Below are 12,660 nucleotides of genomic sequence, written 5' to 3' on the forward strand. Positions count from 1 at the left end.
CGATATGTTCTGATACGTGGTGCTCCCCCGGCTTCTCGGCCCGGGGAACTGGTCAATTCTCGCCGAGTAGGCGTGAAAGGTAGCGGGCGACCGCGCGCACGGCCGCCATGTTGTTGGAGTAGTCCATCCGGGTCGGGCCGAGCACGCCGAGGCGGGCCAGGTTGCCACCCTGCGACGAGTAGCCGCTGGTGAGAACGGATGTCTCGGCCAGCCCGAACGGCGCGTTCTCCCGGCCGATGCTGACGGACACACCGTGCTGGTCGGTGGCCATCTCACCGAACAGGCGCAGCAGCACGACCTGCTCCTCGATGGCCTCGAGCACCGGGTAGATGCTGCCGGTGAAGTCTTCCTCGGTGCGGACGAGGTTGGCCGCCCCGGCCATCACCAGCCGGTCCTGCCGGTTGGCCCCGACCTGGTCGTGCAGGGTTCCGGTGATCAGGTCGACGGCTTCCTGCTGCTCGAACGGTCCGAGCACGCCGGCTCCGGTCAGGGCGGCGGCGGCCTCGCTCATGCTGAGTCCGACCAGGGCGTGGTTCAGGCGGGTGCGGAGTTCGGCCAGAACGGGCTCGTCGAGCTGCCGGGGCAGGTCCACGATGCGTTGCTCGACCCGGCCGGCATCCGTGATCAGCACCGAGAGCAGGCGCGTCTCGGACAGGGGCACCAATTCGACGTGGCGCACCTTCGCGCGGGACAGCGAGGGATACTGCACCAGGGCCACCTGGTGGGTCAGGTGGGAGAGCAGGCGCACGCTTCGCGCCAGAACCTCGTCGAGGTCAGCGGACTGGCCGAGGAAGGTCTCGATCGCCTGGCGCTGCGCCGCGGACAGCGGACGCAGGTCGGCCAGGTGGTCGACGAAGAGGCGGTAGCCCTTGTCGGTCGGGATGCGGCCGGACGAGGTGTGCGGGGCCGCGATCAACTCTTCCTCTTCGAGGAGGGCCATGTCGTTGCGGATCGTGGCCGCCGAAACTCCGAAAGAGTGCCGGTCGACGATCGATTTGGAGCCGACCGGCTCGCGGGAGGCGACGTAGTCTTGAACGATCACGCGCAGAACTTCGAGGCCGCGGTCAGACACCATGTTGTCGCCTCCTCCCGTTCATCCTGAGCGCAGTGCACTGGCACTCTTCGTATGAGACTGCCAATCATACCGCGACCGGCTGTGGTTCCCCATTGCTCCCGCATGATTGACGGCAGTACCTTAGGCATGTAACAAGCGTCCCCCCTGTGCATCGAAAGGCACGATCATGAGCAATTCCACTGAGCCAACACCCGACGATTCGAACTGGGGACAGCGGCCGCCGCAGCCTCCGTACCAGCCCGCTGCTCCGACCGCTGCGGCACCCCTGACGGAGGCGGAAGACCGGCAGTGGGCGTCCCTCGCGCACCTCGGCGGCATCCTGAGCTTTGCGCCGTCACTCATTATCTGGCTGGTCTTCAAGGACCGCGGCCGCTTCACCAACGTCGAGGCGAAGGAAGCGCTCAACTTTCAGATCACGCTCCTGATCGGTTATTTCGCCATCAACTTGGTCGCCAACGTGATCGGCTTCCTCACCTTCGGCCTCGGGGGCGTCATCGGCATCCTCGCCTGGGCGCTCTACATCGTCGGGGTCGTCCTCTCCATCCTCGGATTCCAGAAGGCCAGGGAGGGAACGCACTACCAGTACCCCTACGCCCTTCACTTGATCAAGTAGCCGCTTGATCGGTAACCGCTTGATCGGTAGCCGCTTGATCGGTAGCCGCTTGATCGGTAGCCGCTTGATCGGTAGCCGCTTGATCGGTAGCCGCTTGATCGGTAGCCGCTTGATCCCGTAGCCCGGCACCAGCCAGAACAGTCAGAAGGAGCACGAATGTCCGAGTCCACCCCACCGCAACCGCCCGCCGGCCAGTACCAGGCCGCGAGCCAGATGAACCCCGCCGACGAGAAACTGTGGGCCACCCTGATCCACATCGGCGGGATCCTGTTCAATTTCCTGCCCGCCCTGATCGGCTACATCGTGCTCAAGGATCGCGGCCCGTTCATCCGGGCGCACACGGCCACGGCGCTGAACTTCCAGATCACGTTGTTGATCGCGTACACCGTCGGGGGGCTCCTGACCATCATCCTGGTCGGGTTCCTCATTCTCGCCGCAGCGGGCATCCTGAACATCGTGTTCGGCATCATGGCCGCCCTCGCCGCCAACAAGGGCGAGTACTACACCTACCCGTTGACGATCAAGTTCGTCAACTAGGGCCAGTCACTAGCGGCAGACACTGGTCTCCCCGAGCCAATTCGACGGAGATTTTGATTTAAAAACACGGATGCGGGCTGTTCGGCCCCGATTCCGGCAAAATCTCCGTCGAATTGGTTCCAGGACGGGCTGAGGGCAGTGGGTGCGCCCGTCAGCGCGGCAGTGGGTGCGCCCGTCAGTCGGCGAGGAGGCGGCGCACGACCGCATCCGCCAGCAGGCGTCCCCGCAGGGTCAACTCGACCGTTCCGCCGAGGGCGGCCCGGGCGTCGATCAGTTCGTCGGCGATCAGTCCGGCAACCTCCCGGCGCCCGAGCGGGGTGAGCGTGTCGATCCGGATGCCCTCACGGATGCGGGTGCGCAGCAGCACCCGTTCCACTTCGCGGGTCGCCGCGTCCAGGGTTTCGCGCCCGGCCGCCGGTGAATCCCCGGCCCGGATGCGGTCGGCGTACGCCGACGGATGCTTGACGTTCCACCAGCGCACCCCGCCGATGTGGCTGTGGGCGCCCGGCCCGACGCCCCACCAGTCCTGGCTGCGCCAGTAGGCGAGGTTGTGCCGGGAGCGGTCCGCGTCATCCGTGGCCCAGTTGCTGACCTCGTACCAGCCGTACCCGGCGGCGGCGAGTAGTTCGTCGGCCAGTTCGTAGAACTCGGCCTGCATGTCCTCGTCGACCGGCACCAGCTCGCCGCGTTTGATCTGGCGGGCCAGTTTGGTGCCTTCCTCGACGATCAGGGAGTAGGCGCTGATGTGGGTGGGGGCCAGCGCGATGGCGTGTTCGAGGCTGGTGCGCCAGTCGAGCAGGGTCTCCCCCGGTGTGCCGTAGATCAGGTCCAGGGACACGTCGAGGTCGGCGTCGCGGGCCCACTGCACGACGAGCGGCACCCGCTCGGGATCATGGGTGCGTTCCAGGGTGGCGAGCACGCTCGGCACGGCGGACTGCATGCCGAAGGACACCCGGGTGAAGCCGGCGTCGGCGAGGGTGGCGAGGTAGGCGGCATCAACGGAGTCGGGGTTCGCCTCCGTGGTCACCTCGGCCCCCGGGGCCAGGCCCCAGGTGGAACGCACGGCCTGCAGCATCCGGATCAGGTCGGCGGCCGGGAGCAGGGTCGGGGTGCCTCCGCCGAAGAAGACGGTCGCCGCCGGGCGCGCGGGCACGCCGGATGCCTCGAGGATGCCGCCGGCCGCCTCGACCTCGCTGATCGCCTGGCCGGCGTAGTCATTTTGGGACGCGCCCCTCAGCTCGGTGGCGGTGTAGGTGTTGAAGTCGCAGTAGCCGCAGCGCACCCGGCAGAAGGGCACGTGCAGGTAGACGCCGAAGTCGCGGTCCGCGGCCCGGTGCGCGGCAGTGGCCGGCAGCAGGCCGTCGCGGGGTGCGGGGTCGCCGAGGGGAAGGGCACTGCCCACGGGCCTATGCCCCGCCGATCGGGTGCAGCGCCCGCAGGTAGCGCTTCGTGAACTTCGCCTGCTGCAGCCGCAGCACCGGCGCGCCCAAGCGGTAGAACCAGGTGCTGGGGCGGGAAAAAGCCCGGATGGTGAGCCAGACGGAGTCGTCCTCCCGGTGGTCGACGATGAAGGACTCCTCGCCGCTCTCCGGGTGCCCGGCCATGGTGCCGTAGGCGAAGCCGACCTGGTCGGGCTCGTCGACCACGTAGACCACGCGCACCGGGGCGTCGATGGTGAACGGGCCGACCTTGACCGAGAGGTGCGCGGACATGCCGTTGACGATGTACGGGGTGCCGTCCTCAGCGAACGTGGCCTCGTCGGCGGGCTGCTTCTGGTCGCGGACGGCCTGCCCGTCGGCGCCGAAGACCAACCCGGTGTACTGCTCGCCCGTGCCGCCCTGCAGATCGGTCACGGTCATGCCGCTGCCCCGCTGCAGGCCCCAGGTCATCAGTGACTTCGAGGCCAGCTGGAAGCGGTCCGCGCCGCTGCCGAGACGAACGCTGCGCACGATCGGCCGGTAGCCCTTGGGCGGGTACCGGAGAAGGTCGGGCGCGAGGGTGCCGCCGATGGACGCGTAGGTGACGGCGGTGTCGGTGAAGGTGGCGCGGCGCATCCGTTTACTTCTTCTCTTTCTTGGCGGGCTCGTCGCCGGACAGTGCGGCGATGAAGGCCTCCTGCGGCACCTCGACCCGGCCGACCATCTTCATGCGCTTCTTGCCCTCTTTCTGCTTCTCGAGCAGCTTGCGCTTGCGGGAGATATCGCCGCCGTAGCACTTGGCGAGAACGTCCTTGCGGATGGCGCTGATGGATTCGCGGGCGATGATGCGGGCGCCGATCGCGGCCTGGATGGGCACGTCGAACTGCTGCCTGGGGATGAGCTTCCGGAGGCGTCCGGTCATCAGGACCCCGTAGTCGTAGGCCTTGTCGCGGTGCACGATCGCGCTGAACGCGTCGACCTGTTCGCCCTGCAGCAGGATGTCGACCTTGACCAGGTCGGCCTCCTGCGAGCCGATCGGCTCGTAGTCGAGGGATCCGTAGCCGGCGGTGCGGCTCTTGAGGTTGTCGAAGAAGTCGAACACGATCTCGCCGAGGGGCATCGTGTAACGGATCTCGACCCGGTCCTCACCGAGGTAGTCCATGCCGAGGAGGGTGCCGCGGCGGCTCTGGCAGAGTTCCATGATCACGCCGACGTAGTCCTTGGGGGCGAGGATGGCGGCCTTCACGATCGGTTCCTCGACCTTGGCGATCTTGCCGTTCGGGAACTCGCTCGGATTGGTGACCGTGACGGTCTTCTTGTCGTCGGTGGTGACCTCGTAGATCACGCTGGGCGCGGTGGTGATCAGGTCGAGCCCGAATTCGCGGTCGAGCCGCTCGGTGATGATTTCAAGGTGCAGCAGGCCGAGGAAACCGCAACGAAACCCAAAACCGAGGGCGACGGATGTCTCGGGCTCGTAGACCAGGGACGCGTCGGAAAGCTTGAGCTTGTCGAGGGCCTCCCGCAGGGCCGGGTAGTCGCTGCCGTCGATCGGGTACAGGCCCGAGTACACCATGGGCTTGGGCTCGGTGTAGCCGGGCAGAGCCACCGTGGCGGGCCGGAGGGCCGTGGTGACCGTATCGCCGACCTTCGACTGGCGCACGTCCTTCACGCCGGTGATCAGGTAGCCGACCTCGCCGACGCCGAGTCCCTTGCTGACCGTCGGTTCGGGCGAGGTGACGCCGATCTCGAGGATCTCGTGCGTCGCACGGGTCGACATCATCTGGATCTTCTCGCGCGGATTGAGCTTGCCGTCGATCATGCGCACGTAGGTGACGACGCCGCGGTAGCTGTCGTAGACCGAGTCGAAGATCATCGCGCGGGCCGCGGCGTTGGGGTCGCCGACCGGGGCGGGGATGAGGCTGGTGGCCCGGTCGAGCAGTTCCGCGACGCCCACGCCGGTCTTGCCGGAGACCCGGAGCACGTCGTCGGGGCTGCCGCCGATCAGGCTGGCGAGCTCCTTCGCGTACTTGTCGGGGTCGGCGGCCGGCAGGTCGATCTTGTTCAGCACCGGGATGATCGTGAGGTCGTTCTCCAGCGCCAGGTACAGGTTGGCCAGGGTCTGGGCCTCGATCCCCTGCGCGGCGTCGACGAGGAGGATGGCTCCCTCGCACGCGGCCAGGCTGCGGGACACCTCGTAGGTGAAGTCCACGTGGCCGGGGGTGTCGATCATGTTCAGGGCGTAGGTCTGGCCGTCGAGCTCCCACGGCATGCGCACGGCCTGGCTCTTGATGGTGATGCCGCGCTCGCGCTCGATATCCATCCGGTCCAGGTATTGGGCGCGCATCGACCGGTCGTCGACGACGCCGGTGATCTGCAGCATCCGGTCGGCCAGGGTGGACTTGCCGTGGTCGATGTGGGCAATGATGCAGAAGTTACGGATGAACTCGGGCGGGGTGGCGGCCGGTTCAAGCGCCGTGAGGGGTCTCGGTGACATGGTCTGGCAATTCTCCCATAGCTGGCTGGTTCCCGGTTTCGCCCGGCACCGGCGAACCAATTCGACGGAGATTCTCTTGTCGCAAACCTTTTTCGGTGCGTTCCGAGCGGTTTCGGTCAGAATCTCCGTCGAATTCGTTCAGGAAGGAGCGCCATCCGCCCCGTCAGGCGTGCGCTTTAGTCAGGACTGTCGGTGGCTGCACCTAGCCTGCTGTCATGTCCACTTCGGTCGGCACCACCCAGAAGCAACTCGGTCTCCTCTTCGACGCCGTCGCGGCGGCCGACCGGGTGATCGCCCGGAACCACGCGGTGCGAGCCGCCGCCGTCGATGAGGCCCGCCGGTTCAGCGAAGCCCACGCCGCGGAGATCCCGCTCGGCCCGCACTCCCGCTGGGACCGCGACGAGATCGCCCGCCGCGAGTTCTCCAGCGAGCTCGCCGCGACGCTGCACCTGCCCGAGCCCACCGCGGACAACCTGATCGCCGAGAGCCGCGCCCTGACCGAAAACCTTCCCGGCACCCGGGCGGCGCTGGAGGACGGGCTGATCAGCTACCGGCACGCCCAGACTCTGATCGGGCAGGCCTGCTCGATCCCTCTCCCCGGCCTGCCCGCCTTCGAACAGGCCCTGCTGCCGGCCGCCCAGAACCAGACCGTGGCCAAGCTCAAGCACACGGCCCGGGTGCTGCGGGAACGCCTGCACCCCGAGACCATCACCAGCCGCCGCGCCCGGTCCATCCTGGAACGCACCTCCTGGCTGCAGGCCGAACCCGATGGCATGGCCACCCTTCATCTGAACACCGGGGCCGAGCTCGTGCAGTCGATCTTCACCCGGGCCAACGACATCGCCGTCAGCCTTCTGGGTCCGGGCGAGCAGCGCACCCTCACCCAGGTGCGCACCGATGTACTCAGCGACCTGCTCATCAACGGTGTCACCCCGACCGGGGTCGGCGACGGAGTCCGGGCCACCGTCCATGTCACCGTTTCCGTTTCCGTGATGACGCTCCTCGGACACAGCGAGGAACCCGGTCACCTCGAGGGCTACGGGCCGATCGATCCGGACACGGCCCGGGACCTGGCCTCGCGGGCGCCGAGCTTCACCCGGCTGCTCACCCACCCGGAGACGGGCGTCGTCCTGTCGGTCGGGCGGGACAGATACAAGGTTCCCAAACGGATGCGCCGCTTCCTGCGGCTCCGAGACGAGACCTGCCGCTTCCCCGGCTGCAACAAGTCGGCGCGGCGAGCCGAACTCGACCACACCCACGACTGGCATCTTCTCGGCCAGACCGCGCACGACAACCTCGCCCACCTCTGCAAGGCCAACCACGCCCTGAAATCCGAGACCCGATGGCAGGTGGCCCAGACGCCGGGCGGCATCCTGACCTGGACGTCACCGACGGGCCGGGACTTCGTCACCGCGCCGGCCAGGGTGCTCCCCACCGGGCCACCGGGAACCGCACCGCCGCTACTGCCGGAGGACGCGCCGTTCTGAGCGGACAGGCACCGTTTGTGCATGTGCGGAACGTGGATGTGCGGAAATTCAGCACAATCTGTCGAGATCCCTGCCTAAATGGGGAGATGACCCCAGCCACCCCGGTCCTCTTCGTCCACGGGATCCGCACCTCGGCCACGATGTGGCGGCGCCAGTTGTCCGCCCTGGGCGAGACCGGGCATCCGGCCCTGGCGATCGATCTGCCCGGGCACGGCTCGCGCATCGACGAACCATTCACCGTGGCGGGCGCCCTGACAGCCATCGATCAGGGCGTCGAGGCCCTGGGCGGCCGGGTGTTGCTGGTCGGGCTCTCCCTGGGCGGCTATTACGCCATCGAGTACGCCGCGCGGCACCCGCAGAAGGTGATCGGGTTGGTCGCCGCGGGAAGCTGCGCGATTCCGGCCGGGTGGCCCCTGGACGCCTACCGGAGCCTGGCCCGGCTCGTCCGCCGGCTGCCCGACCACGGATTGTGGCTCCACACCGCACTCGTGCGGGCCCTCCTGCCGCGAGACGGGGCCGCAGACACGCTCGCCGGCGGGGTTCCGCTGAATGTGATGGATGCCGGCCTCGGCGCCACCGGCACGCTCCGCCCGCTCGACAGCCTCTCTCGCTACCCCGGACCGGTGTGGCTGGTCAACGGCTTTTTCGATCAGTTTCGGCTGCACGAACGCCGCTTCCTTGCCGCCTGCCGGGACGGTCGTCTCGTGATCGTTCCCCGGGCCTCGCACCTGGTCAGCCTGGCCCAACCGGAACGGTTCACGGCGGTGCTCGGCGAGATCCTCCGGGAGGTCGCCGCCGGCCGGGCCCGGCCGAGTGTCGGGCCGGGCGAATAACTGGTATCGTTTCCTGTTGGCTTGCGTGTTGGGTCCCACCCCACACGATTATTGCCGTTCGGCGCCCTCTACCGCCAAGCGGCCCATCCGAACAAGAACCTAACGAAAGCGTATAAACGTGGCAAATATCAAGTCGCAGATCAAGCGTATCGGCACCAACAAGAAGGCCCAGGAGCGCAACAAGGCCGTCAAGAGCGAGTTCAAGCGCGCGATCCGCGCGACGCGCCTCGCCGTCACCGCTGGTGACAAGGACAAGGCCGTCGCCGGCCTCGCCCTGGCCTCGAAGAAGCTCGACAAGGCCGTCAGCAAGGGCGTCATCCACAAGAACCAGGCTGCGAACAAGAAGTCCGCCATCGCGAAGTCGGTCGGCGCACTCGTCTAGTCTCCAACTGACCTGGATCCGGGCCGTCTGACGGTCCCGACCTCGTGCTCGAAAAGCCCCCGCCGATTCGGCGGGGGCTTTCGTGTGTCCGGGGCTACCCAGTTGGGCGAGTCAGCGCTCGGCGGCCAGGTCAAGCCCGGTCAGCGGCGGCGCGGTCAGCTCTCGCCCTTGCGAGCGATCACGCCGATCAACCGCTCGAGGGCGAACACCGGGTCGCGCTCGGCGCCCTTGACCGCGGCATCCGTTTCGGCCAGGGCCACGACGCAGCGCGCGAGTCCCTCGTCCGACCAGCCGCGCAGGTCGCGCTGGGCCCGCTCCACCTGCCACGGTGCCAGACCGTACTGGGAGGCCAGCTGGGCCGAGCCGCCTCGCACCCCGCAGAGTTTCGCCATGGTGCGGATCTTCATCGCGAACGCCGCGACCACGGGCACCGGATCCGCGCCGGAGGCCAGCGCGTGCCGCAGGATGACGAGGGCCTCGCCGCGGTGCCCCGCGATCGCGGCGTCGGCCACCTTGAAGGCGTTCGCCTCGACCCGTCCGCCGTAGTACCGGTCAACGGTCGTTTCGGTCACCTCGGCGCCGGTGTCGGCGATCAGCTGCTGGCAGGCGGCGGACAGTTCGGCGAGGTCTCCCGAGAACGCCCCGACGAGGGAGCGGAGCGCGCTGGGCGTGACCCGTTTGCCGGCGGCCTTGAATTCAGAGGATGCGAAGTCGTGCCGGTCGGTGTCCTTTTTCAGCTCGGCGCAGACGACCTCGATGCCGCCGCCGGTTCCGGCCCGGATCAGGTCGAGCAGCTTCTTGCCGCGCACCCCGCCGCCGTGCCGGAGCACCAGGTAGGTGTCTTCCGCCGGGTTCTGCAGGTAGTCGATGGCTTCGGCGAGGAAGGTGTCGCTGCACTTCTCGACCGAGCTCACGCGGATCAGCCGCGGTTCGCCGAACAGGGACGGGCTGGCCACGGTGAGCAGCTCGCCGGGCGAGTAGCTGTCGGCCTGCACATCGCTGATCTCGAGGCTGGGGTCTTCCAGTTTGAGGAAATCCCGCAGCTGGCGGATCGCTCGCTCGGCCAGGAACACCTCGGTTCCGGAGACCAGCACGATCGGCGCCGGACGCACCTGATGCCAGGCCAGCTGCGGGATCGCAGCCGATTTCGGTGCGGCCTTGGGCGCGCTGCGGGGTGCGGTGCGGCCGGCTGAGGCGGTGCGTGCGGCCACTCGGTTCCCTTCGTTGCTGGTTCCACAGCCAACTGGTCGACAGCGTGCTGGTTCACACCCGTGGAGGAGCTCACACCGGTGGCGCGATTCAAGCCTAGTCGGGGCCGCCGACCGGCACGGTCTCCGTCCACACGGTGAGGGCACCGCCGCCGTCCGGGGCGGGCGCGACCACGATCATCCCGCCGAGGTCCGTGCGCAGGGCGAGCGTGCCCGCGGATGCCAGCATGCCGAGGAGGGCGTCGGTCGGGTGCCCGTAGCCGTTATCTCGGCCCACCGAGATGAGCCCGACGGTGGCTCGCAGGTCGGCATAGAGTTGAGGGCTCTGGTCCCTCGACCCGTGGTGGGCCACCTTGACCACGTCCACGGTGGCGAGTGGGGCGACCCGGCGGAGGGCGTCCTGCGGTTCCTGGCCGAGGTCGCCGAGGAAGATCGAACGGATTCCGCGCCCGTCAAACCCGATGGTCACGCTCCCGGCGTTGCCGGTCTGCATCGCCGGGGAACCCCGAACGGGCCAGAAGATCTCCCAGCGCAGTGCGCCGAGCGTTCCGGTGTCGCCGCGCGCGGCCTGACGCACGTCCGCGCCGCCCCGCGCAAGGCGCAGGTGGAGGCGCTCGTCCTCTGCGTTCTCGGGGACGCCGACCAGGGCCGTTCCGACCCGGCCGATCACGGCCTCGACGCCCCCGATGTGGTCGAGGTCGTAGTGGGTGAGCACGAGCAGATCGATCCGGTCGATTCCGAGGGTGTCGAGGCATTCCGTCAGGAGCGCCGGATCAGGCCCCACGTCGACCAGTGCGTAGAGGTCCTGATCCCGCACCACGACCGCGTCACCCTGCCCGATGTCGCAGGCCGCGATCTGCCAGTCCGCCGGGAAGGCCACGGCACGTCCCACGCCCGACCCGATCAGGGTCCCGGTGTAGGCGCCGCCCGCCAGGACGAGCACGGCGACGGCGGTCGGCGGCCACCAGCCCCGGACCGCCCCCGGACGGCGGAGAACGAGCGCCACGAACGCGACGGTCAGGATGCCCGTGGCAGCCACCCCGACGACTCCCCCGAGCCACGGCAGCCGACTCCCCGGCAGGAGCGCGCTCGTGCGCGCAATCGCCGCGATCCAGGCCGCGGGCAGCCAGGCCAGGTACAGGACTCCCCCGGCGATCCCCGGCAACCAGGGCAGGAGCAGGCAGGCCACCAGGCCGACCACGGTCGCGAACGGGGCCGCCGGGCCCGCCAACAGGTTCGCCGGCACCCCGTACAGCGGAAGCGTCGGGGTCAGCAGCACCAGAACGGGCTGGCAGGCCAGCTGCGCGGCGAGCGGGATTGCGATCACCGCTGACAGCGCGGTCGGCATCCAGCGGCTCAGCACCCGGGTCAACGGACCGGCGAGCACCAGGAGCCCGCCCGTGGCCAGCGCCGAGAGCGCGAAGCCGTAACTGCGCGCCAGCCACGGATCTGCCACCAGCAGAACCACGACGACCAGGGCCAGCAGCGGCACACCCCGGCCCGGCCGGCCGGACGCGACGGAGAGCATCAGGATCGTGGCCATCAGCGCCGCGCGAAGCACGCTGGGCTCCGGTGTCACGAGCACCACGAAGCCCAGCAGCGTGGCGAGGGACAACGTGATGCGCATCCCGCGTCCGAGCCGCAGGTACCCGCCGAGCAGCATGATCCCCGCGATCACCACCGCGCAATTCGCGCCGGACACCGCGGTGAGGTGACTGAGCGAACTCGCCTTCATCGATAGGTCCAGATCCGCGCTCACCTGGCTGGTGTCACCGATCGCGAGTCCGGGCAGCAAGTCACCCCCGTCGCCCGGCAATTCCCGGGCCGCCTCGACGAAACGGGTTCTGAGTGCGTTCGCCCAGGCCAACCACCATGGGGGTGCCGCCACGGACTCTGCCCGGCTCCGACCGAAGAACAGCGCCGCAGCGGAATCCCCCGGGTCCGTGGCCCGAAGGGATCCGTCCAAACGCACGACCGAGCCGATCTGCAGGCTCGCGGTTCCCCGGCCGGAGGACTCGGCGAAGACCAGCACGGGCACGGAGACTCGCGACGAGCGCTTGCCCTCGGTCAGCTCGGTGACCGTGCCGCGGAATCTGACCCGGGCTCCCGTTCCCCCGGTGCCGAATCCGCCCGGAGACGCGGTCTCCACCGGCACGGACCACACCGTGATGAGCGCAGAGGCGTTCGCATGACGACTCGCCGCGGCACGCACGTCCGCCGGCAGCCGGGCCGGCCCCGAGACCAATACGACCGAAGCGACCAGGGCGGAGACCGCGAGGCTCACCCCGACGGTGGCCCAGAGTGGACGCCACCGGGCACGTCGGTCGAACACCGCGGCCACGACGAACAGGCCCGCCCCCAACCAGAGCCCAACGGCGGCAGAAGCGGGAACGCCGCCGGGTGCTCCCACGAGGACGCCGGCGGCCAGCCACGCCGTCGCCGCCGGCACGACCAGGCGCAGGTCGATCCCTGTCGTGGACTCCATCTGTGGAGGTTAGGTGCGGCGGCGCCGTCACCCCAGGGCCCACTGCATCTGTGGCCCGTTTACCCAGGTCCACGGCTGTGGAGGTCCGGTGGTTGGCTCACGATCCACCGACTACGCTGGGCCCAGCC

General features: G+C 68.7%; 12 protein-coding genes. 6 read left to right on the plus strand and 6 right to left on the minus strand.

All coding sequences use genetic code 11. From position 1 onward, the window contains the following. Positions 1-52: 52 nt before the first annotated feature. A complete protein-coding gene (gene hrcA, locus E3T37_RS05635) occupies positions 53-1,075 on the minus strand; it encodes a heat-inducible transcriptional repressor HrcA (protein WP_134365833.1) in 1,023 nt (340 codons plus the stop codon). 166 nt (positions 1,076-1,241) lie between these two features. On the opposite strand from hrcA, the gene E3T37_RS05640 reads away from it, so the two are divergent. From E3T37_RS05640 to E3T37_RS05650, 3 genes are read left to right on the plus strand one after another with little or no spacing between them, the layout of a single operon-like run. After that, positions 1,242-1,688 carry a DUF4870 domain-containing protein gene (locus tag E3T37_RS05640; RefSeq protein ID WP_134365834.1) on the plus strand — a complete coding sequence of 149 codons (447 nt, stop codon included), beginning with the start codon at positions 1,242-1,244 and terminating at the stop codon, positions 1,686-1,688. Positions 1,689-1,707: 19 nt separating this feature from the next. Continuing rightward, positions 1,708-1,809, plus strand: a complete 102-nt coding sequence (locus E3T37_RS17800) for a pentapeptide repeat-containing protein (RefSeq protein WP_370292322.1) — start codon at positions 1,708-1,710, stop codon at positions 1,807-1,809. Between the two features lie 35 nt (positions 1,810-1,844). Continuing rightward, positions 1,845-2,225 (plus strand): DUF4870 domain-containing protein, encoded by a 381-nt coding sequence (locus tag E3T37_RS05650; protein ID WP_241975864.1) that lies wholly within the window; start codon positions 1,845-1,847, stop codon positions 2,223-2,225. Between the two features lie 175 nt (positions 2,226-2,400). On the opposite strand, the gene hemW is transcribed toward E3T37_RS05650, so the two are convergent. Genes hemW through lepA form a run of 3 tightly spaced genes read right to left on the minus strand, consistent with a single transcriptional unit; the run spans position 2,401 to position 6,137 of the window. Then, positions 2,401-3,627 (minus strand): radical SAM family heme chaperone HemW, encoded by a 1,227-nt coding sequence (gene hemW / locus E3T37_RS05655; protein WP_134365836.1) that lies wholly within the window; start codon positions 3,625-3,627, stop codon positions 2,401-2,403. Between the two features lie 4 nt (positions 3,628-3,631). Beyond that, entirely contained in the window at positions 3,632-4,279 is a 648-nt protein-coding gene (locus E3T37_RS05660) for a DUF1990 family protein (RefSeq protein WP_134365837.1), read from the minus strand. A gap of 4 nt (positions 4,280-4,283) precedes the next feature. Beyond that, positions 4,284-6,137: a translation elongation factor 4 gene (lepA, locus tag E3T37_RS05665; protein WP_134365838.1), complete on the minus strand. Its 1,854-nt coding sequence runs from the start codon at positions 6,135-6,137 to the stop codon at positions 4,284-4,286. Between the two features lie 215 nt (positions 6,138-6,352). Between lepA and E3T37_RS05670 the strand changes: the two genes are divergently transcribed. From E3T37_RS05670 to rpsT, 3 genes are all read left to right on the plus strand, one after another. Further along, positions 6,353-7,624: an HNH endonuclease signature motif containing protein gene (locus E3T37_RS05670; protein WP_134365839.1), complete on the plus strand. Its 1,272-nt coding sequence runs from the start codon at positions 6,353-6,355 to the stop codon at positions 7,622-7,624. Between the two features lie 86 nt (positions 7,625-7,710). Further along, positions 7,711-8,457: an alpha/beta fold hydrolase gene (locus E3T37_RS05675; protein WP_134365840.1), complete on the plus strand. Its 747-nt coding sequence runs from the start codon at positions 7,711-7,713 to the stop codon at positions 8,455-8,457. Positions 8,458-8,575: 118 nt separating this feature from the next. Continuing rightward, entirely contained in the window at positions 8,576-8,839 is a 264-nt protein-coding gene (rpsT, locus tag E3T37_RS05680; RefSeq protein WP_134365841.1) for a 30S ribosomal protein S20, read from the plus strand. A 155-nt stretch (positions 8,840-8,994) separates the two neighbouring features. Here rpsT and holA read toward each other — a convergent pair whose 3' ends face one another. Together holA and E3T37_RS05690 are read right to left on the minus strand one after the other, a co-directional pair. Beyond that, positions 8,995-10,050: a DNA polymerase III subunit delta gene (gene holA, locus E3T37_RS05685; protein ID WP_134365842.1), complete on the minus strand. Its 1,056-nt coding sequence runs from the start codon at positions 10,048-10,050 to the stop codon at positions 8,995-8,997. A 94-nt stretch (positions 10,051-10,144) separates the two neighbouring features. Further along, positions 10,145-12,532, minus strand: coding sequence for a ComEC/Rec2 family competence protein (locus tag E3T37_RS05690; RefSeq protein WP_134365843.1), 2,388 nt, complete (start codon positions 12,530-12,532; stop codon positions 10,145-10,147). Positions 12,533-12,660: the final 128 nt, after the last annotated feature.

Source organism: Cryobacterium sp. TMT2-10 (assembly GCF_004403075.1).
In the GTDB taxonomy this organism is placed as follows: Bacteria; Actinomycetota; Actinomycetes; order Actinomycetales; family Microbacteriaceae; genus Cryobacterium; species Cryobacterium shii.